This is a genomic window from Algoriphagus sp. (assembly GCF_013373065.1).
Lineage (GTDB): Bacteria > Bacteroidota > Bacteroidia > Cytophagales > Cyclobacteriaceae > Algoriphagus.
In genome coordinates, this window is record NZ_JABXIN010000034.1 from 1 (window position 1) to 25564 (window position 25564).

At 42.3% G+C, this 25564-nt stretch carries 38 protein-coding genes and 1 pseudogene; 37 read left to right on the top strand and 2 right to left on the bottom strand.

The annotated features are described in order from the left end of the window. The 33 genes and pseudogenes from fusA to eno all read left to right on the top strand — a co-directional run. Positions 1 to 758, top strand: a pseudogene (gene fusA, locus HWE15_RS15580) (elongation factor G); the annotation flags it as partial. A 12-nt stretch (positions 759 to 770) separates the two neighbouring features. Then, positions 771 to 1076 carry a 30S ribosomal protein S10 gene (rpsJ, locus tag HWE15_RS15585; RefSeq protein ID WP_135075493.1) on the top strand — a complete coding sequence of 102 codons (306 nt, stop codon included), beginning with the start codon at positions 771 to 773 and terminating at the stop codon, positions 1074 to 1076. Positions 1077 to 1323: 247 nt separating this feature from the next. After that, complete coding sequence (gene rplC, locus HWE15_RS15590) at positions 1324 to 1956, top strand: 50S ribosomal protein L3 (protein ID WP_290508472.1); 633 nt, start codon at positions 1324 to 1326, stop codon at positions 1954 to 1956. Between the two features lie 3 nt (positions 1957 to 1959). Beyond that, positions 1960 to 2589, top strand: coding sequence for a 50S ribosomal protein L4 (gene rplD, locus HWE15_RS15595; RefSeq protein WP_290508473.1), 630 nt, complete (start codon positions 1960 to 1962; stop codon positions 2587 to 2589). Between the two features lie 4 nt (positions 2590 to 2593). Further along, positions 2594 to 2881, top strand: a complete 288-nt coding sequence (rplW, locus tag HWE15_RS15600) for a 50S ribosomal protein L23 (RefSeq protein ID WP_290508474.1) — start codon at positions 2594 to 2596, stop codon at positions 2879 to 2881. A 13-nt stretch (positions 2882 to 2894) separates the two neighbouring features. Continuing rightward, entirely contained in the window at positions 2895 to 3719 is an 825-nt protein-coding gene (gene rplB / locus HWE15_RS15605) for a 50S ribosomal protein L2 (RefSeq protein WP_135075482.1), read from the top strand. 2 nt (positions 3720 to 3721) lie between these two features. Then, a complete protein-coding gene (gene rpsS, locus HWE15_RS15610) occupies positions 3722 to 4000 on the top strand; it encodes a 30S ribosomal protein S19 (protein ID WP_024284771.1) in 279 nt (92 codons plus the stop codon). A 2-nt stretch (positions 4001 to 4002) separates the two neighbouring features. After that, a complete protein-coding gene (rplV, locus tag HWE15_RS15615; RefSeq protein ID WP_290508475.1) occupies positions 4003 to 4395 on the top strand; it encodes a 50S ribosomal protein L22 in 393 nt (130 codons plus the stop codon). A gap of 9 nt (positions 4396 to 4404) precedes the next feature. Continuing rightward, on the top strand, positions 4405 to 5130 hold the full coding sequence (gene rpsC / locus HWE15_RS15620) for a 30S ribosomal protein S3 (RefSeq protein ID WP_290508476.1): 726 nt from the start codon (positions 4405 to 4407) through the stop codon (positions 5128 to 5130). A gap of 23 nt (positions 5131 to 5153) precedes the next feature. After that, complete coding sequence (rplP, locus tag HWE15_RS15625) at positions 5154 to 5573, top strand: 50S ribosomal protein L16 (protein ID WP_290508477.1); 420 nt, start codon at positions 5154 to 5156, stop codon at positions 5571 to 5573. A gap of 8 nt (positions 5574 to 5581) precedes the next feature. After that, positions 5582 to 5764 (top strand): 50S ribosomal protein L29, encoded by a 183-nt coding sequence (gene rpmC, locus HWE15_RS15630; RefSeq protein WP_290508478.1) that lies wholly within the window; start codon positions 5582 to 5584, stop codon positions 5762 to 5764. A gap of 18 nt (positions 5765 to 5782) precedes the next feature. Then, on the top strand, positions 5783 to 6046 hold the full coding sequence (gene rpsQ / locus HWE15_RS15635) for a 30S ribosomal protein S17 (protein ID WP_135075467.1): 264 nt from the start codon (positions 5783 to 5785) through the stop codon (positions 6044 to 6046). A gap of 2 nt (positions 6047 to 6048) precedes the next feature. Beyond that, positions 6049 to 6417: a 50S ribosomal protein L14 gene (gene rplN / locus HWE15_RS15640; RefSeq protein ID WP_290508479.1), complete on the top strand. Its 369-nt coding sequence runs from the start codon at positions 6049 to 6051 to the stop codon at positions 6415 to 6417. Positions 6418 to 6419: 2 nt separating this feature from the next. After that, positions 6420 to 6764: a 50S ribosomal protein L24 gene (gene rplX / locus HWE15_RS15645; protein WP_290508480.1), complete on the top strand. Its 345-nt coding sequence runs from the start codon at positions 6420 to 6422 to the stop codon at positions 6762 to 6764. Then, a complete protein-coding gene (gene rplE / locus HWE15_RS15650) occupies positions 6757 to 7317 on the top strand; it encodes a 50S ribosomal protein L5 (protein WP_290508481.1) in 561 nt (186 codons plus the stop codon). Before rplX ends, rplE begins: the two co-directional genes overlap by 8 nt. 1 nt (position 7318) lies before the next feature. Further along, a complete protein-coding gene (gene rpsN / locus HWE15_RS15655) occupies positions 7319 to 7588 on the top strand; it encodes a 30S ribosomal protein S14 (RefSeq protein ID WP_290508482.1) in 270 nt (89 codons plus the stop codon). 82 nt (positions 7589 to 7670) lie between these two features. Then, entirely contained in the window at positions 7671 to 8066 is a 396-nt protein-coding gene (gene rpsH, locus HWE15_RS15660) for a 30S ribosomal protein S8 (RefSeq protein ID WP_290508483.1), read from the top strand. 9 nt (positions 8067 to 8075) lie between these two features. After that, positions 8076 to 8633 (top strand): 50S ribosomal protein L6, encoded by a 558-nt coding sequence (gene rplF, locus HWE15_RS15665; protein WP_290508484.1) that lies wholly within the window; start codon positions 8076 to 8078, stop codon positions 8631 to 8633. Positions 8634 to 8639: 6 nt separating this feature from the next. Beyond that, positions 8640 to 8990: a 50S ribosomal protein L18 gene (gene rplR, locus HWE15_RS15670; protein ID WP_290508485.1), complete on the top strand. Its 351-nt coding sequence runs from the start codon at positions 8640 to 8642 to the stop codon at positions 8988 to 8990. Between the two features lie 6 nt (positions 8991 to 8996). Next, positions 8997 to 9515, top strand: a complete 519-nt coding sequence (gene rpsE / locus HWE15_RS15675) for a 30S ribosomal protein S5 (RefSeq protein WP_290508486.1) — start codon at positions 8997 to 8999, stop codon at positions 9513 to 9515. A gap of 5 nt (positions 9516 to 9520) precedes the next feature. Beyond that, positions 9521 to 9700 carry a 50S ribosomal protein L30 gene (rpmD, locus tag HWE15_RS15680; RefSeq protein WP_290508487.1) on the top strand — a complete coding sequence of 60 codons (180 nt, stop codon included), beginning with the start codon at positions 9521 to 9523 and terminating at the stop codon, positions 9698 to 9700. A gap of 2 nt (positions 9701 to 9702) precedes the next feature. Next, positions 9703 to 10149 carry a 50S ribosomal protein L15 gene (rplO, locus tag HWE15_RS15685; RefSeq protein WP_290508488.1) on the top strand — a complete coding sequence of 149 codons (447 nt, stop codon included), beginning with the start codon at positions 9703 to 9705 and terminating at the stop codon, positions 10147 to 10149. 4 nt (positions 10150 to 10153) lie between these two features. Beyond that, positions 10154 to 11473 (top strand): preprotein translocase subunit SecY, encoded by a 1320-nt coding sequence (gene secY / locus HWE15_RS15690; protein WP_290508489.1) that lies wholly within the window; start codon positions 10154 to 10156, stop codon positions 11471 to 11473. A gap of 1 nt (position 11474) precedes the next feature. Next, positions 11475 to 12248, top strand: coding sequence for a type I methionyl aminopeptidase (map, locus tag HWE15_RS15695; protein WP_290508490.1), 774 nt, complete (start codon positions 11475 to 11477; stop codon positions 12246 to 12248). A gap of 1 nt (position 12249) precedes the next feature. Next, positions 12250 to 12468, top strand: coding sequence for a translation initiation factor IF-1 (gene infA / locus HWE15_RS15700; protein ID WP_008202999.1), 219 nt, complete (start codon positions 12250 to 12252; stop codon positions 12466 to 12468). A 6-nt stretch (positions 12469 to 12474) separates the two neighbouring features. Next, positions 12475 to 12591, top strand: a complete 117-nt coding sequence (gene ykgO, locus HWE15_RS15705) for a type B 50S ribosomal protein L36 (protein WP_081701372.1) — start codon at positions 12475 to 12477, stop codon at positions 12589 to 12591. A 4-nt stretch (positions 12592 to 12595) separates the two neighbouring features. Further along, the gene (gene rpsM / locus HWE15_RS15710) at positions 12596 to 12973 is read left to right on the top strand and encodes a 30S ribosomal protein S13 (RefSeq protein WP_135075430.1); all 378 of its coding nucleotides are present in this window, start codon (positions 12596 to 12598) and stop codon (positions 12971 to 12973) included. A 15-nt stretch (positions 12974 to 12988) separates the two neighbouring features. Beyond that, positions 12989 to 13387 (top strand): 30S ribosomal protein S11, encoded by a 399-nt coding sequence (gene rpsK, locus HWE15_RS15715; RefSeq protein ID WP_067544612.1) that lies wholly within the window; start codon positions 12989 to 12991, stop codon positions 13385 to 13387. Between the two features lie 18 nt (positions 13388 to 13405). Further along, positions 13406 to 14014, top strand: coding sequence for a 30S ribosomal protein S4 (rpsD, locus tag HWE15_RS15720; RefSeq protein WP_290508491.1), 609 nt, complete (start codon positions 13406 to 13408; stop codon positions 14012 to 14014). A 36-nt stretch (positions 14015 to 14050) separates the two neighbouring features. Further along, positions 14051 to 15040: a DNA-directed RNA polymerase subunit alpha gene (locus tag HWE15_RS15725; RefSeq protein ID WP_290508492.1), complete on the top strand. Its 990-nt coding sequence runs from the start codon at positions 14051 to 14053 to the stop codon at positions 15038 to 15040. Between the two features lie 5 nt (positions 15041 to 15045). After that, positions 15046 to 15588: a 50S ribosomal protein L17 gene (gene rplQ / locus HWE15_RS15730; protein ID WP_290508493.1), complete on the top strand. Its 543-nt coding sequence runs from the start codon at positions 15046 to 15048 to the stop codon at positions 15586 to 15588. 145 nt (positions 15589 to 15733) lie between these two features. After that, the gene (gene carA, locus HWE15_RS15735) at positions 15734 to 16831 is read left to right on the top strand and encodes a glutamine-hydrolyzing carbamoyl-phosphate synthase small subunit (protein ID WP_290508494.1); all 1098 of its coding nucleotides are present in this window, start codon (positions 15734 to 15736) and stop codon (positions 16829 to 16831) included. Positions 16832 to 16849: 18 nt separating this feature from the next. Further along, on the top strand, positions 16850 to 18133 hold the full coding sequence (gene eno, locus HWE15_RS15740; protein WP_290508495.1) for a phosphopyruvate hydratase: 1284 nt from the start codon (positions 16850 to 16852) through the stop codon (positions 18131 to 18133). A gap of 164 nt (positions 18134 to 18297) precedes the next feature. Here the strand turns inward: eno and HWE15_RS15745 are convergent, their stop codons facing one another. Further along, positions 18298 to 21540 (bottom strand): sialidase family protein, encoded by a 3243-nt coding sequence (locus HWE15_RS15745; RefSeq protein WP_290508496.1) that lies wholly within the window; start codon positions 21538 to 21540, stop codon positions 18298 to 18300. Positions 21541 to 21802: 262 nt separating this feature from the next. On the opposite strand from HWE15_RS15745, the gene HWE15_RS15750 reads away from it, so the two are divergent. The 4 genes from HWE15_RS15750 (at position 21803) to cysM (ending at position 24440) form a co-directional block, all read left to right on the top strand. Continuing rightward, positions 21803 to 22090, top strand: a complete 288-nt coding sequence (locus HWE15_RS15750; RefSeq protein WP_290508497.1) for a septum formation initiator family protein — start codon at positions 21803 to 21805, stop codon at positions 22088 to 22090. Beyond that, the gene (locus HWE15_RS15755; protein ID WP_290508498.1) at positions 22071 to 22619 is read left to right on the top strand and encodes a hypothetical protein; all 549 of its coding nucleotides are present in this window, start codon (positions 22071 to 22073) and stop codon (positions 22617 to 22619) included. The genes HWE15_RS15750 and HWE15_RS15755 overlap by 20 nt, the downstream gene beginning before the upstream one ends. A 19-nt stretch (positions 22620 to 22638) precedes the next feature. Next, positions 22639 to 23493: a serine acetyltransferase gene (locus HWE15_RS15760; protein WP_290508499.1), complete on the top strand. Its 855-nt coding sequence runs from the start codon at positions 22639 to 22641 to the stop codon at positions 23491 to 23493. A gap of 68 nt (positions 23494 to 23561) precedes the next feature. Continuing rightward, positions 23562 to 24440 carry a cysteine synthase CysM gene (gene cysM / locus HWE15_RS15765; protein WP_290508500.1) on the top strand — a complete coding sequence of 293 codons (879 nt, stop codon included), beginning with the start codon at positions 23562 to 23564 and terminating at the stop codon, positions 24438 to 24440. A 960-nt stretch (positions 24441 to 25400) separates the two neighbouring features. On the opposite strand, the gene HWE15_RS16075 is transcribed toward cysM, so the two are convergent. Continuing rightward, positions 25401 to 25550 carry an ion channel gene (locus tag HWE15_RS16075; protein ID WP_367204058.1) on the bottom strand — a complete coding sequence of 50 codons (150 nt, stop codon included), beginning with the start codon at positions 25548 to 25550 and terminating at the stop codon, positions 25401 to 25403. Positions 25551 to 25564: the final 14 nt, after the last annotated feature.

The following is a 25564-nucleotide window of genomic DNA, read 5'->3' on the forward strand; positions in this document are numbered from 1 at the left end:
GAGGTATGGGTGAGCTTCACCTAGACATTATCATCGACCGTTTGAAGCGTGAATTCAAGGTTGAAATCAACCAAGGAGCTCCTCAGGTTGCTTATAAAGAAGCTTTGTTTGGTTCAGTAGAACATAAGGAAGTTTATAAGAAGCAGACTGGTGGTAAAGGTAAATTCGCTGATATCGTATTCGAACTTGGCCCAAGAGAAGCTGATCCTGAAACTGGTGAAGTGAAGCCTGGATTGGAGTTTGTGAATGGTATCGTAGGTGGTGTGATTCCAAAAGAATTTATTCCATCTATCCAGAAAGGATTTGCGGAAGCGATGAAAAATGGTCCTTTGGCTGGATATCCAGTTGAATCCATGAAGGTTCGTTTGTTCCATGGATCTTTCCACGATGTCGATTCTGATGCACTTTCATTTGAATTGGCTGCTAGAATTGGTTTCAAGGAAGCTGCTAGGAAATGTAAGCCACAGTTGCTTGAGCCGATTATGTCCGTAGACGTTGTGACTCCTGATGAATATACAGGTCCTATCACTGGTGACTTGAATAGAAGAAGAGGTTTGATGAAAGGAATGGATACTAAAGGTTCTTCTACTGTAGTTAAGGCTTCTGTTCCTTTGTCTGAATTGTTCGGTTACATTACTGACCTAAGAACGATTTCTTCTGGTAGAGCAACTGCTACCTTGACATTCTCTCATTACGAGCCTGTTCCTAATAACATTGCTGAGAGTGTAATTGCTAACGTAAAAGGTCAGAACGCCTAATCAATATTTGCGATGAATCAGAAAATTAGAATAAAACTAAAATCATACGATCACACTTTGGTGGATAAGTCATCAGAGAAGATTGTGAAAGCGGTAAAAGCTACCGGAGCTGTCGTAGTAGGTCCTATTCCATTGCCTACTAAGAAGGAGAAATTCACTGTGTTGAAATCTCCACACGTAAACAAAAAAGCAAGAGATCAATATCAGCTTTGTACGTACAAGCGTTTGGTAGATATTTATTCCAACTCTTCCAAAACTGTGGATGCTTTGATGAAAATCGAACTTCCAAGTGGGGTAGATGTTGAGATCAAAGTCTGACAGACTAGACCAAATTATATACAAAAAAGACCTGCAAATTCTTGCAGGTCTTTTGTTTTGCTCAGATTCTACAAAGATCCTCCTGATGCTTGGGGATTTTTCATCCTCTTTCGAGGCAAATATTTTGTAAATGTTTGAAAATATAAGAGTTGGGGTTTGTTGCAGAATTTTATTTCAGTAACTTTGCAGTCCTTAAAAAGGGCCCAAGCGCGTAAACGCTTGTGGATTATCAAATTATCTTCAAAAGATGTCTGGTATAATAGGTAAAAAAGTAGGAATGACTAGCATTTTTAGTGCCGATGGACGTAATGTCGCATGCACGCTAATAGAAGCTGGTCCTTGCGTAGTGACGCAAGTAAAAAACGTTGAAACAGACGGGTACAACGCAGTGCAGTTGGCGTATGGTGAGCGTAAGGAGAAAAACACTCCGAAGCCACTTATTGGTCACTTTAAAAAGGCCGGTACTACGCCAAAGCAGAAAGTTGTTGAGTTCCGTGATTTCCGGGTCGAGTTTGAAGGCCAGGTGGATCTCGGTGCTACAGTGAATGCCGGAGAAGTTTTCGTCGAAGGAGACTTCGTCGATGCGATCGGTACTTCTAAAGGTAAAGGCTTCCAGGGTGTGGTGAAGCGTCATGGTTTTGGTGGTGTGGGTGGACAAACTCACGGTCAGCACAACAGACAAAGACACCCAGGTTCTATTGGTGCATGTTCCTGGCCTTCCCGCGTATTCAAGGGAATGAGAATGGCTGGAAGAACTGGTGGTAACCGTGTGAAGGTGTTGAATCTCAGAATTTTGAAAGTATATCCTGAGAAGAATCTTCTATTGGTGTCCGGTTCAGTACCAGGTCACAAAAATTCTTATGTAATTCTAGAGAAGTAAGCCATGGAATTAGCAGTATTAAATCAAAAAGGCGAAGATACCGGAAGAAAGGTACAGTTGTCAGATGAGATTTTTGGCATCGAGCCAAATGACAACGCCATTTATCTGGATGTGAAGCAGTACCTGGCAAACCAAAGACAGGGAACGCATAAGTCTAAAGAAAGAAATGAAATTGCTGGATCTACCAAAAAGATCAAAAAGCAAAAAGGTACTGGTACAGCCCGTGCGGGTTCATTGAAGTCTCCAGTATTTAGAGGTGGAGGTAGAGTTTTTGGTCCTAAGCCAAGAAACTATTCTTTCAAACTCAATAAAAAAGTAAAACAACTAGCCAGAAAATCTGCCCTTGCTTATAAGGTGAAAGATAACAGCTTGTCAATTTTGGAAAACGTCGCTTTCGATGCTCCAAAGACAAAGAACTATCTGGCTTTGCTTAATGGATTGGCGCTATCCGATAAGAAGACGCTTTTGGTTCTCCCTGAAGACAACAAGAACGTTTACCTGTCCAGCAGAAATATCCCTAAGGCAAAAGTTGTGACTGTGAATGATGTGAATACTTACTCCCTTCTGAATGCAGACCACTTGGTTCTTTGTGAAGGTTCTGTAAGTAAGTTGGAAACCATTTTATCGAAATAAGACAATGGATATTCTAAAGCAGCCTTTAATTACAGAAAAGATTTCTGCTATGAATGAGCGAGGGATCTATGGATTTATCGTAGACAAAACCGCTAAAAAACCAGAAATCAAAAATGCTGTAGAACAAACCTATGGTGTAAAAGTGGTATCTGTAAGAACCATGCGTTACGCTGGGAAGCGTAAGACTCGTTACACCAAAACAGGTATCGTGTCAGGATTTACCAATGCTTTCAAAAAAGCAATCGTACAGGTAGCTGACGGAGAGGTAATTGACTTTTACGGAGAAATTTAATTGAATCGAAATCATGGCAATTAAAAAATTAAAGCCTGTAACTCCAGGGACAAGATTCAGAGTAGCTCCAGCTTTTGACGAGATTACCAAGTCAAAGCCAGAGAAATCTTTGCTTGCTCCTCTGAAGAAATCAGGTGGTAGAAATAATGATGGCAAGATGACTGCCCGCTACATTGGTGGTGGTCATAAGAGAAGACTCAGAGTCGTGGACTTCAAGCGTAACAAGTTTGGTGTTCCAGCTACCGTAAAGGCGATTGAGTACGATCCGAACAGAACAGCCCGCTTAGCCCTGCTTTATTATGCTGACGGTGCTAAAGCCTACATTATCGCTCCGGAAGGTTTGCAAGTAGGGCAAACAGTGATTTCCGGTGAGCAAGTTGCTCCAGAAGTTGGTAATGCAATGCCTTTGGCAAATATCCCAATGGGTACTATTGTACACTGTGTGGAATTGAAGCCAGGTAAAGGTGCTGCCATGGTACGAAGTGCCGGTGGCTATGCACAAATTGTTGCCCGTGAAGGTAAGTATGTTACCATCAAGCTTCCATCTGGAGAGATGAGACTTGTATTGGGTGCTTGTATGGCCACGGTCGGTACAGTATCCAATGGTGACCACATGAATGTGGTTCTTGGTAAAGCCGGTAGAAAGAGATGGTTAGGAAGAAGACCTCGAGTAAGAGGTGTGGCTATGAACCCGGTTGATCACCCAATGGGTGGTGGTGAAGGCCGTTCTTCTGGGGGTCATCCTAGATCCCGTACAGGACTTCTTGCGAAAGGTAAGAAAACCCGTAGCCCTAAGAAGTATTCAAACAAGTTCATCATCAGTAAAAGATCTAAATAAACATGGCACGTTCATTAAAAAAAGGTCCTTATATCGAGCATCACCTTCTGAAGAAAGTGGACGCGATGAACGAATCAGGAAAGAAATCTGTCATCAAGACTTGGTCTCGACGATCTATGATTTCTCCGGATTTCGTTGGTCATACCTTTGCTGTGCATAATGGAAATAAATTCATTCCAGTATTTGTAACAGACAATATGGTAGGTCACAAGCTAGGTGAATTTGCTCCAACCAGAAATTTCAGAGGCCACATTGCCAAAAAAGATAAAGGAAAGAGATAATCATGGAAGCAGTAGCAAGATTAAATAACGTTCCTACTTCTCCGCGCAAAATGCGCCTAGTCGCTGACCTAGTCAGAGGCAAACGAGTGGGATTGGCCTTGAGCATTCTGAAGTTCACTCCAAACCACGGAGCAATCCGTTTGGAAAAACTTCTTCTATCTGCTGTGGCCAACTGGCAAGCGAAAAACCCTGACGCTAAACTTGAAGAAGCAGATCTATATGTAAAAACCATCATGGTTGATGAAGGTAGATCCCTCAAGAGATTGAGACCAGCTCCTCAAGGTCGAGGTCACCGTATTCGCAAAAGATCAAATCATGTGACCCTTGTAGTTGATTCTTTCAACGACATGGATGTTACCGCTGATATAGTAGAAACTAACGAACAGGCAAATTAAGAACAGACTATGGGACAAAAGATTAACCCAATAGGATTGCGACTTGGTATAATCAAAGGCTGGGATTCCAACTGGTATGGTGGAAAGGACTTTGCTGACAAATTATACGAAGATCAAAAAATCCGAAAGTACGTCCTTGCCAGAATCCCTAAGGGGGGTATCTCGAAAGTAATCATTGAGCGTACGCTTAAGAGAATTACTTTGACGATCCATACCGCTCGTCCGGGAGTAGTGATTGGTAAAGGTGGTGCCGAAGTTGACAAGTTGAAAGAAGAACTGAAGAAGCTTACTAACAAAGACATCCAGATCAATATTTTCGAGATCAAAAGACCTGAATTGGATGCGAAATTAGTAGGTGAGTCTATCGCTCAACAGCTTCAGGCTAGAATCTCCTTCCGTCGTGCGATGAAGCAAGCTATTGCTGCTTCTATGCGAGTAGGAGCTGAAGGAATCAAGGTTAAGCTTTCTGGTCGTTTGGGTGGTGCTGAAATGGCACGATCTGAAATGTACAAGGAAGGTAGAATTCCTCTTCATACCCTGCGTGCAGACATTGATTATGCTGTTTCTGAAGCGCAGACCGTTTATGGTATCATCGGTATCAAAGTATGGATCTTCAAAGGTGAAGTTTATGGTAAGCGAGATCTTTCTCCTAACCAAGGTGCAGCCAACGAACCAAAAGGTAGAGGCCCAGCCAAGAATGACCGAGGTCCAAGACGTAGAAAAAGAAATAGCTAATTTTCACCGTTAAGTGAGAAATCATGTTACAGCCAAAAAGAACCAAATATAGAAAAATGCAGAAGGGCCGTGTCAAAGGCATTGCTCAAAGAGGGCATACGCTCGCTTTTGGCAACTTTGGCATTAAGTCTCTTGAAGCGGGATGGATTACTTCCCGTCAAATTGAGGCCGCCCGTATCGCGATGACCCGTGCAATGAAGCGTGAAGGTCAGGTTTGGATCAGAATTTTCCCTGACAAGCCTATTACTAAAAAACCTGCTGAGGTACGTATGGGTAAGGGTAAAGGTGCTCCTGAATATTGGGTAGCCGTGATCAAACCTGGAACGATCTTATTTGAAGCAACTGGAGTTCCTATCGAAACAGCGAAAGAAGCTCTTCGTCTTGCTCAACAAAAATTGCCAGTTAGCACGAAGTTTATTGTTCGTAGAGAATACGCAGAATAATCATCACTATGAAATATTCAGAAATCACTTCACTTTCCGCAAGTGAAATCGCTGAGAAAATCAGCGCTGAGAAAGCGAATCTGAGCAAATTGAAGTTTGCTCACTCAATTTCTCCTATTGAAAATCCTAACAGAATCCGGGAGTCCAAGCGTCTTATCGCGAGATTGAAGACTGCATTGGCCGCCAAATAATAGCTAACCGATAAGAAAATGGCTACGATCGAAAGAAATCTTCGTAAAGAAAGAATTGGTAAGGTCATTAGCAACAAAATGGACAAGTCCATTACTGTAGCTGTAGAAAGACGTGTAAAGCACGGAATCTATGGTAAGTTCGTTGCCAAGACTACCAAATTTATGGCTCATGACGAGAAGAACGAATGTAACCCAGGTGACATCGTTAAAATCAGTGAAACTCGTCCGCTGAGTAAGAACAAGCGTTGGAGATTAGTTGAAATTATTGAAAGGGCTAAATAATCATGATACAGCAAGAATCCAGACTAAGCGTTGCGGATAACTCCGGTGCCAAGGAGGTATTGGTCATCCGCGTTTTGGGAGGTACACGTAAGCGTTATGCCTCAATTGGAGACAAAGTAGTCGTGACTGTTAAATCTGCCCTGTCTTCCAGCAATATGAAAAAAGGTACCGTTTCTAAAGCGGTTATCGTACGTACCAAAAAAGAGGTAAGACGTAAGGACGGATCTTACATCCGTTTTGAAGACAATGCTGCTGTTCTGTTGAACAACAACGATGAACCTAGAGGTACCCGTATCTTTGGCCCTGTGGCGAGAGAACTTCGGGAGAAGCAGTATATGAAAATCGTTTCTTTGGCCCCTGAAGTATTGTAATCATGAAGAAAGTGATCAAAAAGCAGGCTAAACTGCACGTAAAAACCGGAGATACCGTGAAGGTGATCGCTGGTGATGATAAAGGTAAAACAGGGAAGATCCTTGCTGTAGATACTCAAAAACAGCGGGCTTTTGTAGAAGGAATCAACATTGTGACTAAGCATGTGAAACCTACTGCAGCGAAGCCTCAAGGTGGTATCGAAAAGAAAGAAGCTCCTGTACATATCAGTAATTTGATGTTGGTTGATCCAAAAACTGGAGAAGCTACTCGTACAGGACGTAAGCAAGGTGAAAACGGGAAACTAGTTAGATATTCAAAGAAAACAGGGGAGGTGATCAATGGCTAATCCCAGAATGAAAGAAAAATACCTGAACGATATCGTTCCGGCATTAAAGGAGAAATTCCAGTATAAATCTGTCATGCAGGTTCCCAAGTTGACGAAAATCGTGTTGAACAAAGGAATCGGTGCTGCTGTAGCTGATAAAAAATTGGTTGATCAGGGAGTGGAAGAGCTTTCTTTGATTACTGGTCAGCGTGCTGTATCAACTATCGCTAAGAAATCTGTATCCAACTTTAAGCTTCGTGAAGGAATGCCTATCGGAGCGAAAGTGACCCTACGTGGGGAAAGAATGTATGAATTCTTAGATCGATTGATGACTGTAGCTTTACCTCGTGTACGGGACTTCAAAGGAATTTCCGATAAGGGTTTCGATGGAAGAGGAAACTATACCTTGGGTGTAACCGAGCAAATTATTTTCCCAGAAATCTCCATCGATAAAGTAAACAGAATTTCCGGTATGGATATCACGTTTGTGACTTCTGCTCCTACCGATGAAGAAAGTTTTGCATTGCTAAAAGCTTTCGGTATGCCGTTCGTCAATAAAAATAATCCACAATAATATGGCTAGAGAGTCCATCAAAGCTCGTGAGAGAAAAAGAGAGCGCTTGGTAGCCAAGTATGCTAAGAAAAGAGCTGAGCTGAAAGCAGCCGGCGACTATGAAGCACTTGACAAGCTTCCTAAAAACGCCTCTCCGGTAAGACTTCACAATCGTTGCAAACTTACCGGTCGTCCAAAAGGCTACATGAGAAAGTTTGGTATCAATCGTGTTACTTTCAGGGAAATGGCCGCTGCAGGCAAGATTCCTGGAATCACTAAGTCAAGCTGGTAAAATCACGACAGTAGTTTTTATTTAAAAAATCAATTCGTAACTTTGCACGCCCAAATTGGGGCGGAGCTAGACTTATAAAATCATGACTGATCCAATAGCTGATTATCTAACTCGATTGAGAAATGCCATCAAGGCTTCTCATCGAATCGTTGAAATCCCTGCTTCTAATATTAAGAAGGAGATTACAAAAGTTTTGCATGACAAGGGCTATATCCAAAACTACAAGTTTGAGGATAATGGACCTCAGGGTACAATCAAAATCGCTTTGAAATATAACCCTGTAACCAAGCAAAATGCGATCGTTAGCCTGACTAGAGTAAGTAAGCCAGGTCTTCGTAAATATGCAAAACATGATGAGCTACCTCGTGTCATCAACGGACTAGGTGTAGCGATCATTTCTACCTCTAAAGGGGTAATGACTGATAAAGAAGCCCGCAATGAAGGTATTGGGGGTGAAGTACTTTGCTACGTATATTAATTTACTATCATGTCAAGAATAGGTAAAAAACCAATAAATCTACCCAGCGGTGTTACTGTAGACGTGTCTGCTCATGGAGTAGTCACTGTTAAAGGTCCAAAGGGTACGCTGGTTCAGGAGGTTAATCCTGATATCCAGGTGAAGGTAGAGGGAAATGAAATTGTCGTTTCTCGTCCTACTGATTCAAAGCGCCATAAATCCATGCACGGATTGTATCGTTCTTTGATCAACAACATGGTCATCGGGGTGTCCGAAGGCTATAAGAAAGAGCTAGAATTGGTAGGTGTAGGTTACAAAGCCTCCAATCAAGGTCAGGTGCTTGAACTCAACTTGGGTTACTCGCACAACATTTTCTTTGCATTGCCAGCTGATGTAGCTGTGAAAACAGAAACTGCCAAAGGTAAGAATCCAATTATTACCCTTGAGGCAATTGACAAAGAATTGATCGGACAAGTAGCTGCTAAGATTAGATCGCTTCGTAAGATCGAACCTTACAAAGGAAAAGGTGTCCGTTTTGTTGGTGAACAAATTAGACGTAAGGCTGGTAAAACTGCCGCTAAAAAATAATAGGTTATGGCATTTAATAAGAATTCCAGAAGACTTAGAATCAAGCAGGGTATTCGGAAGAAGCTTTCCGGTACTGATTCCAGACCTCGTTTGTCCGTATTCAAAAGTAATACGGGAATTTATGCGCAATTGGTGGATGACCTTAAAGGCCATACCCTTGCATCTGCTTCTTCCAAGGAGCTAGGAGCTAAGAAAAACGTGAATGTAGAAATCTCTAAGGAGGTTGGTAAAAAACTTGCCGAAAGAGCTGCTGCAAACGGTGTTGAATCTGTGGTATTTGACCGAAATGGTTACCTATATCATGGAAATGTGAAAGCTTTGGCAGATGGTGCTAGAGAGGGAGGCCTTAAATTTTAATCAGCTATGTCTCAACTAAGAAAAAAGCCTATCAGGGCTACAGATACAGAACTTAAAGAAAAGGTAGTTGCGATTAATCGTGTTGCCAAAGTAGTAAAAGGTGGTCGTCGTTTCTCTTTCTCAGCAATCGTTGTTGTAGGAGATGGTAACGGTGTCGTTGGTTACGGCTTAGGAAAAGCAAACGAAGTAACTGACGCAATTACCAAAGGCATTGAAGACGCAAAGAAAAACTTGGTAAAAGTACCTGTTTTGAAAGGTACAATTCCACACGAACAAATTGGAAAATTTGGTGGTGGTTTTGTTTTGATCAAGCCTGCTGCGGCTGGTACCGGTGTAATTGCAGGTGGTGCGATGCGTGCTGTATTGGAATCTGCTGGTGTAACCGACGTATTGGCGAAGTCAAAAGGTTCTTCAAATCCACATAACGTGGTAAAGGCAACTATCGATGCTTTGATGCAATTGAGAGATGCGATCGCAGTTTCTCAGCAGCGTGGTGTAAAAATGTCTAAAGTTTTTAACGGATAATCATCATGGCGAAGATCAAAATCACACAAATCAGGTCGACCATCAAAAGACCTAAAGATCAAAAAGCTACTATTGTGGCACTAGGTCTTGGTAAGATCAATAGAACTGTGGAAGTTGAAAACACTCCTCAGATCGCTGGGATGGTCCGAAAAGTTAATCATCTTGTAAAAGTAGAGGAAGCTTAATCATGAAACTGCATACATTAAAACCAGCGGAAGGTTCGACTAAGAACCGTAAGCGAATTGGTAGAGGACCAGGTTCCGGTAGAGGAGGGACTTCCACCAGAGGACATAAAGGTGCTAAATCTCGATCTGGCTATAAGCGTAAATTAGGATTTGAAGGTGGTCAAATGCCTCTTCAAAGACGAGTTCCTAAATTTGGCTTTAAAAGTCTTAACCGAGTTGAGTTCAAACCGGTAAATTTGGATACCTTGCAGCAGCTTGCTACGGAGTATAATCTAGAAACTATCGATTTTAATGCCATGGTATCTCATGGTATCGCTTCCAAGAATGACAAAGTAAAAGTTCTTGGTGGTGGAGAATTGACTTCTAAGGTTTCCGTATCAGCTCACAGCTTCTCAGCTAGTGCTGTTGAGTCTATCGAAAAAGCGGGTGGTTCCGTTAACAGAATTTAATTAAATGAAAAAGTTTATTTCGACAGTTAAGAATATTTTCTCTATTGAAGATCTTAGGGTAAGGATTCTCAATACCGTGGGATTTCTAATCATTTTCCGATTAGGTTCTTTCGTAGTTCTTCCTGGTGTAGATCCATCTAAATTAGGAGGTCCTCAAGAGGGTATTTTTGGCTTGATTGACACATTCCTTGGTGGTGCTTTCAGTAATGCCTCCATTTTCGGTTTGGGAATCATGCCATACATTTCTGCTTCCATTGTGTTGCAGTTGTTGACTGTCGGAGTTCCTTACTTCCAAAAAATGCAAAAGGAAGGGGAGTCTGGTCGTAAGCGAATCAACCAGATTACTCGTGTCCTTACAATTTTGATTACCATTGCGCAGGGTATTGGTTATGTCACAGCAACTATTTTACCTACAGGTGCAGTAATGGTAAGTACAGGCTTGTTTATGTTTAGCTCCTTGGTGCTTCTTTCCGCTGGAACCATGTTCTGTATGTGGTTGGGCGAGAAAATTACCGAAAAAGGAATTGGAAATGGTATCTCGATGTTAATCATGATCGGGATTATCTCCAGATTCCCTGGTGCTATCATTGCAGAAGTTTTGGAAAAAGGATCTTCAGGTTTACTCCTGTTATTAATAGAAGCTGGAGTTCTATTCTTCGTAGTTGTTGGGGTGGTTGCCTTGACGGAAGCTACTCGTAGAATTCCTGTTCAATATGCCAAGCAAGTTGTTGGTGGTAAAGTTTATGGCGGGCAGCGTCAGTATATTCCAATTAAAGTGAATGCTTCTGGTGTTATGCCTATCATCTTTGCTCAATCCTTGATGTTTGTACCAGCTTTGATTGCTCAAATTTGGGCTGGAGAGAGTGATATTGCTAACTACATCGGAACAACATTCTCTGACTTCACATCTTGGCAGTACAATTTGTTATTTGCTGTATTGATCATTGTATTCACCTTCTTCTACACTGCTATCACTGTTAATCCTGAGCAGATTGCAGAAGATATGAAGCGGAACGGAGGATTTGTTCCGGGTATTAAGCCTGGTGCACCTACCTCAGAGTTCATTGATGGGATTATCTCAAAGATCACACTTCCAGGTTCAATCCTATTGGCTGTGGTTGCTATTCTTCCTGCCCTAGCAATTATTGCTGGTGTTGGAGGTGAGTTTGCACAGTTTTACGGAGGTACTTCTCTTCTTATCATGGTAGGTGTAATCATGGATACGCTTCGACAAATTGAAAGCTATCTATTGATGCGTCATTATGAAGGGATGATGAAGAGCGGTAATATGAAGAATAATGCTTCAAATTACCAAGTAGCTTAAGATGATCCATTACAAAACTTCGGAAGAAGTTCAGAAGATTAAAGAAAGTGCTGATATTTTGGCGAAAGCCCACGGGGAGGTCGCCAAGAATATCAAGATAGGGGTAAAGACCTCTTATCTAGATAAAATTGCTGAAGAGTTTATCAGGGATCATGGAGCTGTTCCTTCCTTTAAAGGATATAATGGCTTTCCTGCTTCACTCTGTATTTCCGTGAATGAAGTAGTCGTTCATGGATTTCCCAGCGAATATGAATTGAAAGATGGCGATATAATCTCAGTAGATTGTGGAGTCTTTCACCAAGGTTTTCATAGCGATTCCGCTTATACGTATCCCGTAGGTGAAGTTTCATCCCCAGTCTTAGATTTATTACGCGCCACTAAAGATTCACTTTACCTGGGTGTTGAAAAAGCTGTTTTTGGAAATAGAATTGGGGATATCGGTCATGCGATTCAAAAATTCGTAGAAGCCAAAGGTTACACTGTTGTAAGAGAACTTGTTGGCCACGGATTGGGTAAAAATCTTCATGAATCACCGGAGGTTCCCAACTATGGAAAAAGAGGCAGTGGTCCCTTACTTAAAGAAGGGATGGTAATTGCCATTGAGCCCATGATTAATCTTGGTACACGAAATATTGTACAAGAGCGTGATGGTTGGACAATCCGTACTGCGGATCGAAAGCCCTCGGCACATTTTGAGCATACAGTGGCGATTTTCGAAGACCGAACTGAAGTATTGACTTCACATAAGTACATAGAAGAGAATTATAAATTCTAATATGGCTAAACAAACTTCTATTGAGCAAGACGGGACAATTATTGAAGCCCTGTCCAATGCGATGTTTAAAGTGGAACTGGAAAATGGACATCAACTGATTGCTCATATTTCCGGTAAAATGAGGATGAATTATATTAAAATCCTCCCTGGGGATCGGGTCAAATTGGAGCTTTCTCCTTACGACCTTTCAAAAGGCAGAATAGTATACAGATATAAATAAAGAGCAATGAAAGTAAGGGCATCTATCAAAAAAAGAAGCGCTGACTGTAAGGTGATCAGAAGAAAAGGAAAGCTTTACGTCATCAACAAAAAGAATCCTAAGTTTAAACAAAGACAAGGTTAAGATTATGGCTAGAATTGCAGGTGTAGATATACCAGACCATAAGCGTGGCGAAATCGGGCTTACCTATATCTTCGGTATCGGTAGAAGCTCCGCCAGAGCGATCCTGAACAAAGCCGGAATTTCCTTTGACAAGAAGGCCGGTGAGTGGGATGATGACGAGTCTACCAAGATCCGTAACATCATCGCTGAAGAGTACCGTACTGAGGGTGTTCTTAAGTCTGAAGTACAATTGAACATCAAGCGATTGATGGATATTGGTTGTTACAGAGGTTTGAGACACAGAAAAGGACTTCCTGTGCGTGGTCAGAAGACTAAGAATAACGCCAGAACAAGAAAGGGTAAGCGTAAAACTGTTGCTAATAAGAAAAAGGCAACTAAATAAAACCTGAATTAGATTATGGCTCAGAAAAGAAACGATAAATCAAAAGGTAAAAAGCGAGTTGTAAAAGTTGAAGCAGTAGGCCAAGCTCACATCAAAGCCTCTTTCAACAACATCATCATCTCTATTACCAACAATGCAGGACAAGTGATCTCTTGGGCTTCTGCTGGTAAAATGGGCTTTAGAGGCTCCAAGAAAAACACTCCCTATGCCGCTCAGATGGCTGCACAAAACTGTGGTCAGGTAGCCTACGATTTGGGATTGAGAAAAATCGAGGTGTTTGTAAAAGGACCTGGTGCAGGTCGTGAATCTGCAATCAGAACCTTGCAAAATGTAGGATTGGACGTAACTACCATCATTGATGTGACTCCACTTCCTCACAACGGTTGTAGACCTCCTAAGCGTAGACGAGTTTAATTTTAAAACAGAAAGAGAATGGCTAGATATACAGGTCCTAAATCCAAGATCGCTAGAAAATTTGGCGAGCCTATCGAAGGGCATAGCAAAGCACTTCAAAAGAAAAACTACCCTCCAGGACAACATGGAAGAGGTCGTAGAAAAAAGCAATCTGAATATGCTGTGCAGCTTGCTGAAAAGCAAAAAGCTAAATACATCTATGGTGTATTGGAGCGTCAGTTTGCAAAATTGTTTGATATTGCTTCCCGCAAGACTGGTATTACCGGTGAAAACTTATTGCAGCTTCTAGAAGCTCGTTTGGACAATACCGTATACCGTTTGGGAATCGCACCTACTCGTCGTGCTGCAAGACAGCTTGTTTCCCACAAGCATATCTTGGTTAACGGTGAAGTGGTGAATATTCCATCTTTCACCCTAAGACCAGGTGATATTGTATCTGTTCGTGAGCGTTCCAAGTCTTTGGAAGCTATTACAGATAGCTTGGCAGGTACTGGTGGAGCACACAAGTACTCTTGGTTAGAGTGGGACAAGCCTACCCTAACTGGAAAGTTCGTCAGCATTCCTTCTCGTGATGATATTCCTGAGAATATCAAAGAGCAGTTGATCGTCGAACTCTACTCTAAGTAATATTTTATATTTTCAGCAAAAAACAACGAACAATATATGTCCATACTAGCATTTCAAATGCCTGAAAAAGTGGTGATGGAGAAAGCTGATGACTTTCACGGCTTATTTACTTTCAAACCACTCGAAAAGGGCTATGGAGTTACTATCGGTAACGCTCTGAGAAGGATATTGCTTTCTTCGCTGGAGGGTTATGCCATCACTTCTATCAAAATTCCTGGAGTGGTGCATGAGTTTTCTACCATCGAAGGTGTAGTGGAGGATGTGACCGACATTATTTTGAACCTGAAACAAGTGCGTTTCAAGAAAGTCCATGAGGCTTTTGATGGAAAAATTACTGTTGAGGTAAAAAATCAGTCTGTCTTCACTGCAGGGGACATCGCCAAGTTCACCTCTTCTTTCGAAATTCTAAATCCTGAATTGGTGATTTGTCATATCGATGAGTCTAAGACCTTCGAAATAGAATTGACAGTAGAAAAAGGAAGAGGGTATCTACCTGCTGAAGAATCCAAACCAAAAGAACAAGTATTCGGTCAAATTGCGATCGATGCCATCTTCACACCTATCAAAAATGTGAAGTATAGTGTAGAAAATACACGGGTTGAGCAAAAGACTGACTTTGAAAAATTGATTTTGGAAGTGACTACTGATGGGTCTATTCACCCTGAAAAAGCGCTTCAGGAATCAGCAAAAATTCTGATTCAGCACTTTATGTTGTTCTCTGATCAGACAATGGTTCTTGATTCCACTGGAATCGCGGAGCCAGAGCCAATTGATGAAGAGTTCTTGCATATGCGTAAGCTGTTGAAGACTTCCTTGAGTGATCTTGACCTTTCCGTACGGGCATTCAACTGTCTGAAAGCGGCTGATGTTAAGACCTTGGGAGACTTGGCTAAGCTTGAAATCTCTGACATGATGAAATTCCGAAACTTCGGGAAGAAATCTCTTGCAGAGCTTGAGCAGCTGATTCAGGACAAAGGCTTGACCTTTGGAATGGATATTTCAAAGTATAAACTTGATGAAGAATAAATAAAATGAGACACGGCAAGAAATTCAACCACCTTGGAAGAAAGGCAGCCCACCGGAAAGCTATGCTTTCCAACATGGCCACGTCCTTGATTCTTCACAAGCGTATCTCTACCACGCTTGCAAAGGCTAAGGAGCTTAAGAAATATGTAGAGCCTCTGATCACCAGAGCTAAGGAAGATACAACTCACAACAGACGTGTAGCCTTCTCTTACTTGAAGAACAAAGAAGCTATCAAATCTTTGTTTGGTGAAGTAATCGAAAAAGTTGGAACTCGTCCAGGAGGATATACTCGAATCATCAAAACAGGATTCCGTTTAGGAGATAATGCAGAAATGTGTATCATCGAATTAGTGGATTTCAATGAATTGATGCTTAAAGAAAGCAAGCCAGCTAAGAAAACTACCAGAAGATCTCGAAGAGGTTCAGGTAAGGCTGCTGAAGCTGCTCCTGCTGTTGAAAAAGTTGAAGAAGCTCCACAGGCTGAAGCTGCTGCAGATGAAGCTCCAGAAGCTTCTGATGAAAACTCAGAGGAAAACGAGAAAAACTAATTGTGGTTCCCACAACTCATATAAAAAAGGATTGGACGTTGGTTCAATCCTTTTTTTTTGAATATTCGATATCTCTTAAAGGTTTTCTGGCCTTGAATTCCATCTCATTATGAGAAATATTTAACTTTGGACAATCCTTCCAAAAATGATAAAAAAGAAAGCTACTCTATTACTCGCCGATGGAACTGTTTTCCATGGCTCTTTGATTGGTAACCCTGGTACAAACGGTGGGGAAATCTGTTTTAACACTGGGATGACCGGTTACCAGGAAATTTACACCGACCCTTCCTATACAGGGCAAGTCATCGTTACCACCACTTCCCATATCGGGAATTATGGGGTGCATCATGAAGAAGTGGAATCTGATCATCCGACAATCGGAGGAATTGTAGTCAATAGTTTTTCGGAAACATATTCCCGTTTAGATGGTGACGGCTCTCTTCAAGATTACCTAGTGAAATACAAAATCACCGGAATTGCCGATATCGATACCCGAAAGCTCGTTCGACACATTCGTTCGCAAGGAGCCATGAATGCAATTATCAGTTCCGAATATGAGGGTGATTTGGAGGGCTTGAAGGCAGAACTCGATAAGTTGCCAGACATGAATGGCTTGGAGCTATCTTCTAAAGTGTGTACCCAAGAGCCTTATTTCTTTGGAGATGAAAACGCACCGATCCGAGTGGCTTGCCTGGATTTTGGTATTAAAAAGAATATCCTTCGAAATCTAGCATCAAGAGGAGTCTACTGTAAGATTTATCCAGCTAAGACTTCTTTGGAAGAGATGGAGGCATGGAAGCCTGATGCATATTTTCTATCGAATGGTCCCGGTGATCCTGCTGCTATGGATTATGCAGTGGACACAGTGAAAGATATCCTACAAACCGATAAACCAGTTTTTGGGATTTGCCTAGGACATCAATTACTGGCAGAAGCTGTAGGGATTTCTACCTTCAAAATGCATCATGGGCACCGAGGAATTAATCACCCTATCAAGAATTTGATGACTGGAAAGAGTGAAATTACTTCCCAAAATCATGGTTTTAATATTGTAAGAGAGGATACCGAAAAGCATCCTGATGTAGAAATCACACACGTGCACCTGAATGATAATACAGTAGCTGGAATTAAACTGACAAATAAGCCGGCATTCTCTGTACAATATCACCCAGAATCTTCTCCGGGACCTCATGATTCCCGTTATCTTTTCGATGATTTTATCGCATTAATCAATAAAAACTAATTTCAAACCTTTTAAACTATGACATTGATTCAATCAATTCACGCCAGACAAATCCTCGATTCCCGAGGAAATCCAACCATTGAGGTAGATGTTGTTACTGAAAATGGAGCTTTTGGACGTGCTGCAGTACCTAGTGGAGCTTCTACCGGCGCCAATGAGGCCGTTGAGCTTCGCGACGGTGATAAAAATGTATACTTGGGTAAAGGCGTCCTTAAAGCCGTTGCTAATGTCAATGATATCATTGCCTCTGAATTAGTAGGTTTTGATGTTTTTGAACAAAACCTGATCGATCAAATCATGATCGAATTGGATGGAACTCCCAATAAAGGCCGATTAGGTGCCAATGCTATTTTAGGTGTCTCCTTGGCAGTGGCTAAGGCAGCAGCAATGGAAGCTGGACAGCCTCTTTACCGTTATATCGGTGGTGTAAATGCAAATACCCTTCCTGTACCAATGATGAATATCATCAATGGTGGATCTCATTCCGATGCACCCATTGCTTTTCAGGAGTTTATGATTCGCCCTGTTGGTGCTGAGACCTTCTCTGAAGCCATCCGAATGGGAGCTGAAATTTTCCACCATTTGAAGAAAATCCTTCATGATAAAAACTTGGTGACTGCTGTAGGTGATGAGGGAGGTTTTGCTCCTAACTTCTCTGGAGGAACTGAGGAAGCTCTAGGAAGTATTTTGGATGCGATTGCGAAAGCTGGTTACAAAGCTGGAGAACAAGTGACAATCGCTTTGGATTGTGCTGCTTCTGAGTTTTTTGTGGATGGCAAGTACGATTATTCCAAGTTTGAAGGTCCTTCTGGCCAAATTCGATCTAGAGAAGAGCAAGTTGCTTATCTAGCTGAGTTGACCGAGAAATATCCAATTGATTCCATCGAAGATGGATGTGCAGAAGATGACTGGGAAGGTTGGGCGATGCTTACTGCTAAAATCGGCGATCGTGTACAATTGGTTGGAGATGACCTCTTCGTGACCAATGTGAAGTTTTTGGAGCGCGGTATCAAAGAAAAGTCCGCCAACTCTATCTTGATCAAGGTAAATCAGATCGGTACCTTAACTGAGACGATCAATGCGGTAAACATGGCGCATAAGGCTGGCTTTACAGCAGTAATGTCACACCGTTCTGGGGAGACAGAAGATTCTACTATTTCGGATTTGGCAGTGGCATTGAATACAGGACAAATTAAAACAGGTTCTGCATCACGCTCCGACCGAATGGCCAAGTACAATCAATTGCTAAGAATCGAAGAGCAATTAGGTGAATCGGCTGTATTTAAAGGACGATTGAAATAATTCTCAAAAACAATACGCCTCAGTATTTAGATAGAAGGCGAATTCTTAAGTATAAAAGACGGCTATTATGCCGTCTTTTTTTATGGATTAAGCTTGAAAGTATGGTTACTGCCTATTACTTGAAGTATAAAAAAACCCGAGCTTTTCGACTCGGGTTTTTAAGATTAATCTAAACCATCAATTGGTGGAGCACCCAATGCTTTGACTCGTGCGGCAAGAGCTGGTATGGTATTTCCTTTCATCTGTTCTAAATCCGCTTTAAGTGGAGCAAATTCTGTTTTACCAGCTGCAAGAGCTCCTTTTTGCATGCCTGTTGGTCCATAAGTTCCGGTTGCACCTCCGTATGCAGCATATAGTCTATCAGTAACTGTTGGGGCCATATTGTCCTGTAGTTCACGCTTAGCCAGGTTGCCATTCATTTTACTTTCCAGCATTTTCAAAGCCATCTCAGCTTCATGGAGGTCCTTGACCAAAGTTGCATCCATTTTTTCAGATCTGCTAACGGCCACTTGCATCGCCTGAACTTGTTTGAGAGCTTCCTCCAGATCGGACTCGGCCAAAGTCAATTCATTGGCAAATTCACTTAACTCAGCTCGGAATGCCTTTATTTCAGCAAGACTCTTTCCTTCTAGTGCGCCTTCTCTAAGTGGTTTGACCTCAAATGAAACAGATTCTCCCATCGTAGTCATTTCCCCATCCTTGTAGGCTACTAATCTGGCAGAGTATGTGCCAGGCAAGGCCATCATACCACCAAAACCTCCTGCTCGAAGACGATCTGGATCAATAACTCCCTGACTTGCCATCGTCAGATCCCAGGTCATTCTGTGAATACCGGCGGCATTTTTTGCCTTTACCCGCTGTACAAAGTTTCCATCGGCATCATAAATCTCAAGATGGATTTCTGGAGTTTTTTCCATCATCTCTGCCTCAATGGCATCAAAACCTGGGAAAGGTATCGAGGCATCACCCATTTCTTTTTCGGCCTTCTGTCGATCGGCCTTTAGGGTACTCATACCTTCTTTGATAAAATAAGTGAAGGTGACCCCAAATTCAGGATTTGGAGCTGACCAATAGTCGTCGCCCATATATCTCACAGCGTTTTTGGGTACGTACCAATAGCCATCTCTAGGAGTGAAAAGTTGTGCTTCCTTATCCAGCATCTCCTCCGAAATTTCTCTCAAGGCACTGTAATCATCCAAAACGAAGAAGCCCCTTCCAAATGAAGCTCCCACCAAATCATTTTCTCTACGCTGTATGGTGATGTCTCTGAAAGAAATGGTCGGCAAGCCACCATTCAGCTCCATCCACTTTCCTCCTCCATTTATGGAAAAGTAAACACCAAATTCAGTAGCGAGGAATAGAAGTCCTTCTTCCTCGTGATCCTGTACAATTCTCCAGGTAAGTAGGGGAGTCGGAAGGCCAGTTGTAATCAAAGTCCAGCTAGCCCCATAATTAGTGCTCTTCGCGACATAAGGCTTGAAATCGCCTTCCTTATGATTGTCTAAGACCACGTAAACGGTTGCTTCATCAAAGAGGTCCGCTCGGATATCGTTTACAAATGCATTTTTAGGGACGCCAGGGATACTACTTACAGGTACTGCATTCCAGTTTTTCCCTCCATCTGTGGTGTATTGGATAAGTCCATCGTCTGTTCCAGCATAAAGGACGTCGGGATTGATTGGGGACTCACCAAGAGAGGAAATGGTGCTGAATTCAGACATGGCGTACATATCCCAAGCATGGTCCCAGCTTTGATTTTTACCCATAATTGGTTCAGTAATTCGGTCTCGACCGGTAGTAAGATCTCCGGAAATCGCCGTCCAGGAATCTCCGCGATCTGTGGATTTCCATACTCTTTGCGAAGCAAAATAAATGGTGCTTGGAACATGCTGACTTGGCAAAATCGGAGAGTCCCAGTTGAATCGCTCTTCTCCTTCATTGGGTCCAGGCTGTGGTTGGATATATACTGCTTCACCAGTGATTCGATCCAGTCTGTTTAAATACCCTTGTTGAGATTCGGCATATCCAATATTTGGATTTCCTGGTTCTACGGCAGACTGATGTCCGTCCCCACCCAGCACTCGTGACCAGTGGGCATTGCGAATTCCATTTTCATCGTCTGTTCTGGAAGGACCTCCATGGGATCCATTGTCTTGTGTTCCTCCATAGACATTGTAGAAAGGTGCCGCATCATCCACAGCCACTTTGTAGTACTGAGTAACTGGGAGGTTTTTAATGTACCTCCAAGTTTTAGTGCCGTCAAGAGTCTCGTAAATACCGCCATCAGTTCCCAATAACATAAAGCCGGGTTCGTCCTCGATAAAAGTCAGGGAATGACTATCCGAGTGGGTAGCATCGGTGTTCAATAGGGTAAAGGTTTTTCCGTGATCATAGGATACCTGCATCCGAACATCGATCAAGTAAATCGCGCCAAAACGATGCGGGTCAGCGATTAGCTCCTGATAGTAGTGAGGGCCAGTAGCTCCGGAAACCGTATCTGACATTTTCGTCCAAGAAGCGCCTTGATTGGAGCTCATAAATACTCCGCCGGTTCTTCGAATCAATTCAATCGCTGCATATACATAATCCGGGTTTTGAGGACTGATTGCTAAACCGATTTTGCCTTTGATTCCACCTGGAATACCGTTGGTCAATTCGGTCCAGGTTTTTCCTCCATCTGTGGATTTGTGAACCCCTGATTTAGTTCCTCCGCCGAGATACCCAGCCACCGTTCGGTGTCTTTGCCAAGTAGCAGCATATACGATATCCGGATTTCTTGGGTCGATCACTGCATCCGCTACTCCTGTCCATTCATCATCTCCAAGGGTTTTTTCCCATGTTTTACCCCCGTCTTCGGAGCGATAGAATCCACGGTCTCCTCCGCTATTCCAAAGCGGACCCTGAGAGGCAACCATCACCACATCTGAATTTTCAGGATGAACAATGATTTTACCAATGTGTTGGGAATCTTTCAGTCCCATATTTTTCCAAGTAGTCCCACCGTCTTCGCTGAGGTACACGCCATCCCCGAAAGAGATGTGTCGACCGCCATTATTTTCGCCTGTTCCTACCCAAACTCGGTTTGGGTTGAGGGGGTCAATAGTGACGCATCCAATGGCAAATACAGGCTGATCGTCGAAGATTGGAGTCCAGGTAGTACCTGCATTTTCGGTTTTCCAGACGCCACCCGAGGCTACGCCCACATACCAGACATTTCGATTTTTGGGGTGGATGGCAATGTCAGCAATTCGGCCTGAGGTAAATGCAGGCCCAATATTCCTCCAGGCAAAAGCTGAGAAGCTTTGGGAAGCCAAGTCTTTGGTGTTTTCCTCTGAACTTTTCTTCTGTGCAAAGGAAGAACTCCAAAAGAAAGTAATAGATAGGATAATTAGATAGAGTTTACGCATATGATTGGTCCTTGGTCAATGATTGTTATTTCTATAGCAATTAATATCGCGATTTTTTTTGAGCCTAAATAATCGAGTGTTAATCGCAGAGGTTTCCAAAAGTCAAACAGTAATGAATTTATTTCAAGTGTATGAGAATTGATACACTGAAAATTTAAACCCGTATAAATTGAAGGTTTCAAAAAATCTCGATTTTCCTTTTTAAAGAGCATAAGCCATATTTTGCATGAACTTTGCTAATCTTGTCTTAAATTGTGATGCAATGAAAAAGTTTTTCAAAATATCTACGAATTTTTATGTGTTGGCAGGATCCTTTTTCTTGTTTTGGATGATTTTTATTGATTCTAATAATTTGGTGAATCAATTTAAGCTCAGCCGTAAACTTCATGAATTGGAGGACCGAAAAGCCTTTTTCCAAGAAAGAAAGGCCAAAATCAAAGAGGAGCGGGAAGAATTGATGAATAATCCGGAACTTATGGAGAAGTTTGCCCGTGAAAAATACTTCATGAAGAAAGAAACCGAGGATCTCTATGTCATTGTCAAAAAATAAATTCAAAGCCCTTTTCCTTGGGCTTTTTTTGATCAGTTCAATAGCGTTTGCGCAGCGCCCAATCTATAGTGATAGCACTTCCTTCAAGGACCGTTTGTATTTCGGGGGCAACTTTGGGATGCAGTTTGGAACAGTCACTTTGATTGATGTTTCTCCTTTGGTAGGGGTGATGATTACCAACCAATATTCAGCAGGTCTGGGGATTACTTATCAATATTTTGATGATCGGCGCTATTTTGGAGGATCTTCTTCTACCTACGGAGGCCGCATTTTCAACAGATACAATGTGCTGCCCAATGTTTTCCTTCATGGGGAATTTGAGTCCATTAATTTTGACAATTACAACCTGTTAACGGATCGGTTTGAGCGCATATGGGCGAATGGCCTTTTTCTTGGGGGTGGATATTTTGCACCTTTTGGAGGAGGAAGAGGCGGCGCCAATTTTACTTTCCTGTACAATGTCCTCCATGACAATCTTCGATCCCCTTACGGTGAACCTTATGTGATTCGAGTCGGTTTTGTGATGTAAAGACATCTCAAGCGATTCTATGAAATCACTGATTCATAAACTCTTTCAAGCCCATCAGGAATGCTCTGACTGCCCTTCTCCAAAGGTAGTGCAGCATTTTTTTGAGAATTTATTAGGCTTATTGTTTCCGGAACATTCTGTTCAAAAAATAAAGGAGGCAAAAGAAATTCAATCCAAATTGGAGGAACAGGAACAGTTTCTTTCCAAGATTTTGGAACGGAATATTCACCTCCATCATCAGGATGGCCGACAACTGGCCCGCCAGTTTTTTGAAAATTTAGAAAGGATTTATGATTGGGTGAATCTCGATGTAGACGCCATGTTTGCAGGCGATCCCGCTGCCAAGTCAAGAACTGAGATTTTACGTTCTTATCCTGGGTTTTACGCCATCGCTGCGTATCGAATCGCTCATGAATTGCATCTTTTGGGTATCAAATTGATTCCTCGGATGATCACGGAACTTGCTCATAGCCGAACGGGGATTGATATTCACCCGGGAGCAAGCATCGGTCATCACTTTTGCATAGATCATGGGACAGGAGTGGTCATCGGCGAAACAACCATCATCGGAAATCATGTCAAGGTTTATCAGGGAGTTACCTTGGGCGCTCTGAGTGTGGAAAAAGCAGATGCAGATGTCAAGCGCCATCCAACGATCGAGGATGAGGTGGTGATTTATGCAGGGGCAACCATTTTGGGAGGGAAAACGGTCGTAGGAAAGGGGAGTACCATCGGAGGAAATGTTTGGATTACCAAATCCATTCCCCCAGGATCAAAAGTCTACTATCAGGCCAAGATGTACCATGCGGATTCGGAAGAAACAGACTTGTACATTTTTAAAAATGACCCTGACGAAATCAAATCTGAGGAATAAGCGTATCCTCAGGTAGGATAATCATCCGTTAGGGTTAAATAGTTAAGGCGAATAATTCAATAGAAAGTATGAAACTAGTCGATTTAATAGGAAATACCCCTTTGGTTGAGTTAGAGCATATTCCTGTCAATCCGAAGGTCAAGATTCTCTGTAAAATGGAGGGTCAAAATCCTGGGGGTAGTGTGAAAGACCGGGCTGCATACAATATGCTCAAAGCGGCTTTGGACCGGGGAGAAATTAAAAAAGGAGATCATTTGGTGGAGGCGACTAGTGGAAATACCGGAATTGCGTTGGCAATGGTAGCAAAGGTGTTGGGATTAGGTATGACCTTGATTATGCCAGATAACTCTACGCGGGAACGTGTCCTTTCGATGGAGGCTTATGGAGCGAAAGTGATTTTGACGCCAGCTGCCCAAACTATCGAATACTCTCGAGTCTTAGCAGAGAAAATGCGAGATGAAGAAGGATATTTCATGCTGAATCAATTTGCCAACCCGGATAATTATTTAGCCCATTACAAAAGTACTGGTCCTGAGATTTGGAGAGATACGGAAGGGAAGGTTACCCATTTTGTCTCAGCGATGGGGACTACAGGTACCATAATGGGAGTTTCTATGTTCTTGAAAGAAAAGAATCCAGCTATTCAGATCGTAGGAACACAACCCACCGAAGGATCCAGTATTCCTGGGATTCGACGTTGGTCTCCTGAGTTTTTACCTCAAATTTTTAATCCGTCTCGCGTCGATCGGGTGATTGATGTGAGTCAGGCTCAAGCCACGCAAATGACCCGCCGTATGGCAAAAGAAGAAGGAATCCTAGCGGGGATGAGTAGTGGAGGAGCTTTGCATGCCGCTATCGAGCTTTCAAAGGAATTGGAAGAAGGCCTAATAGTTTGCATTACCTGTGATCGGGGAGATCGGTATTTAAGTTCGGATTTGTTTGGGTAGGGAAGATTGAAAAATTGGAAGATTTGAAGATTGTTCCATTTCCGCAGTCGTATTCCTTTCAATTTCTACAAATCCCATCTGGTTCAAGTCTTCAGACCTTTCTTCCGTCAGGCAGGCTTGAACCTATTTTTTGGCAGTCTCTAGACTGCCTTGAAAGAGCAAAAGTCATGAGATTTGCGCTATGTGAGCCCTTGAATCATCGTTTGGAAAATGAATCCGAATGCCAGCGCAATGAAAATGATTTTTATCTCGTCCCTAACGGGACGACAAGGGTGGATTATTTTCGAGTTTCTACCCACATGCAGTTCCTACGGAACCTTTCAAGATACTACTAGTCTTTAGGAAAGTGAAAAAATTGAAAATCAATCGATATCCTCAGGTGTAAGCCTTTCAACTTCTAGAAACGATTCTTGAGCAAGTGCCGCTAGGCACTTCATCTGGGTAGCAATCGGGCACCAAGTATTTCTATCCGTGCCGTAGGTACGGAATTGTCCTGTGCTACTTGTAAGTAGTAAATAGTTAGCTGTCAACAGTACCACTCACTTTTTTACCACTCACTTTTTACAAAAAGCTTCCTTCAAGTAGCAAAGTGCCGCTAGGCCTTTATCTGGGTAGCAATCGGTTACCAGGTATTGCTATTCGTGCCGGAGGTACGGAATTGTCCCCTGCGACTTGTAAGTAGTAAAAGGTAAGTTGTAAGTAGTACAATTGACTTTTGACCACTTATTTTAACAAAAAATTAATCCCCTCGCGCTGGTTCGTGTCTTTACGAACCGCAAGATGACGAGTCCGCTGAGATAAACTGATTTTTTACTTTAGTTAGTTCAGCTCTTTGGTCAGCCTGAGCGGAGTTGAAGGCCATTTCATTACCTCTCTGAGTGATTTCATTTACAAAATTTTCCTGTCTGACCCGGTTTGTTTCTTCATTAGCAGGAATTAAAACTTGACTAAAGTCTGCTATCAATTAAGCAATTGTGAAATAAGTGATACAGAAAAAATAGTCAACATAAACCAACCTATAAAGCCTTGAATAATGGCCAAGTAGCGCGGAAGGCCTTTGATGGGAATCTCTCCAAAACCTAGCGTGGTAAAGGTGTTGATGGAGAGCATGAGTGCATTGAGGA

Coding starts and splice junctions, on each gene's coding strand:
- rpsJ (WP_135075493.1), top strand. CDS start 771: ATGAATCAGAAAATTAGAATAAAACTAAAATCATACGATCACACTTTG.
- rplC (WP_290508472.1), top strand. CDS start 1,324: ATGTCTGGTATAATAGGTAAAAAAGTAGGAATGACTAGCATTTTTAGT.
- rplD (WP_290508473.1), top strand. CDS start 1,960: ATGGAATTAGCAGTATTAAATCAAAAAGGCGAAGATACCGGAAGAAAG.
- rplW (WP_290508474.1), top strand. CDS start 2,594: ATGGATATTCTAAAGCAGCCTTTAATTACAGAAAAGATTTCTGCTATG.
- rplB (WP_135075482.1), top strand. CDS start 2,895: ATGGCAATTAAAAAATTAAAGCCTGTAACTCCAGGGACAAGATTCAGA.
- rpsS (WP_024284771.1), top strand. CDS start 3,722: ATGGCACGTTCATTAAAAAAAGGTCCTTATATCGAGCATCACCTTCTG.
- rplV (WP_290508475.1), top strand. CDS start 4,003: ATGGAAGCAGTAGCAAGATTAAATAACGTTCCTACTTCTCCGCGCAAA.
- rpsC (WP_290508476.1), top strand. CDS start 4,405: ATGGGACAAAAGATTAACCCAATAGGATTGCGACTTGGTATAATCAAA.
- rplP (WP_290508477.1), top strand. CDS start 5,154: ATGTTACAGCCAAAAAGAACCAAATATAGAAAAATGCAGAAGGGCCGT.
- rpmC (WP_290508478.1), top strand. CDS start 5,582: ATGAAATATTCAGAAATCACTTCACTTTCCGCAAGTGAAATCGCTGAG.
- rpsQ (WP_135075467.1), top strand. CDS start 5,783: ATGGCTACGATCGAAAGAAATCTTCGTAAAGAAAGAATTGGTAAGGTC.
- rplN (WP_290508479.1), top strand. CDS start 6,049: ATGATACAGCAAGAATCCAGACTAAGCGTTGCGGATAACTCCGGTGCC.
- rplX (WP_290508480.1), top strand. CDS start 6,420: ATGAAGAAAGTGATCAAAAAGCAGGCTAAACTGCACGTAAAAACCGGA.
- rplE (WP_290508481.1), top strand. CDS start 6,757: ATGGCTAATCCCAGAATGAAAGAAAAATACCTGAACGATATCGTTCCG.
- rpsN (WP_290508482.1), top strand. CDS start 7,319: ATGGCTAGAGAGTCCATCAAAGCTCGTGAGAGAAAAAGAGAGCGCTTG.
- rpsH (WP_290508483.1), top strand. CDS start 7,671: ATGACTGATCCAATAGCTGATTATCTAACTCGATTGAGAAATGCCATC.
- rplF (WP_290508484.1), top strand. CDS start 8,076: ATGTCAAGAATAGGTAAAAAACCAATAAATCTACCCAGCGGTGTTACT.
- rplR (WP_290508485.1), top strand. CDS start 8,640: ATGGCATTTAATAAGAATTCCAGAAGACTTAGAATCAAGCAGGGTATT.
- rpsE (WP_290508486.1), top strand. CDS start 8,997: ATGTCTCAACTAAGAAAAAAGCCTATCAGGGCTACAGATACAGAACTT.
- rpmD (WP_290508487.1), top strand. CDS start 9,521: ATGGCGAAGATCAAAATCACACAAATCAGGTCGACCATCAAAAGACCT.
- rplO (WP_290508488.1), top strand. CDS start 9,703: ATGAAACTGCATACATTAAAACCAGCGGAAGGTTCGACTAAGAACCGT.
- secY (WP_290508489.1), top strand. CDS start 10,154: ATGAAAAAGTTTATTTCGACAGTTAAGAATATTTTCTCTATTGAAGAT.
- map (WP_290508490.1), top strand. CDS start 11,475: ATGATCCATTACAAAACTTCGGAAGAAGTTCAGAAGATTAAAGAAAGT.
- infA (WP_008202999.1), top strand. CDS start 12,250: ATGGCTAAACAAACTTCTATTGAGCAAGACGGGACAATTATTGAAGCC.
- ykgO (WP_081701372.1), top strand. CDS start 12,475: ATGAAAGTAAGGGCATCTATCAAAAAAAGAAGCGCTGACTGTAAGGTG.
- rpsM (WP_135075430.1), top strand. CDS start 12,596: ATGGCTAGAATTGCAGGTGTAGATATACCAGACCATAAGCGTGGCGAA.
- rpsK (WP_067544612.1), top strand. CDS start 12,989: ATGGCTCAGAAAAGAAACGATAAATCAAAAGGTAAAAAGCGAGTTGTA.
- rpsD (WP_290508491.1), top strand. CDS start 13,406: ATGGCTAGATATACAGGTCCTAAATCCAAGATCGCTAGAAAATTTGGC.
- HWE15_RS15725 (WP_290508492.1), top strand. CDS start 14,051: ATGTCCATACTAGCATTTCAAATGCCTGAAAAAGTGGTGATGGAGAAA.
- rplQ (WP_290508493.1), top strand. CDS start 15,046: ATGAGACACGGCAAGAAATTCAACCACCTTGGAAGAAAGGCAGCCCAC.
- carA (WP_290508494.1), top strand. CDS start 15,734: ATGATAAAAAAGAAAGCTACTCTATTACTCGCCGATGGAACTGTTTTC.
- eno (WP_290508495.1), top strand. CDS start 16,850: ATGACATTGATTCAATCAATTCACGCCAGACAAATCCTCGATTCCCGA.
- HWE15_RS15745 (WP_290508496.1), bottom strand. CDS start 21,540: ATGCGTAAACTCTATCTAATTATCCTATCTATTACTTTCTTTTGGAGT.
- HWE15_RS15750 (WP_290508497.1), top strand. CDS start 21,803: ATGAAAAAGTTTTTCAAAATATCTACGAATTTTTATGTGTTGGCAGGA.
- HWE15_RS15755 (WP_290508498.1), top strand. CDS start 22,071: ATGTCATTGTCAAAAAATAAATTCAAAGCCCTTTTCCTTGGGCTTTTT.
- HWE15_RS15760 (WP_290508499.1), top strand. CDS start 22,639: ATGAAATCACTGATTCATAAACTCTTTCAAGCCCATCAGGAATGCTCT.
- cysM (WP_290508500.1), top strand. CDS start 23,562: ATGAAACTAGTCGATTTAATAGGAAATACCCCTTTGGTTGAGTTAGAG.
- HWE15_RS16075 (WP_367204058.1), bottom strand. CDS start 25,550: ATGCTCTCCATCAACACCTTTACCACGCTAGGTTTTGGAGAGATTCCC.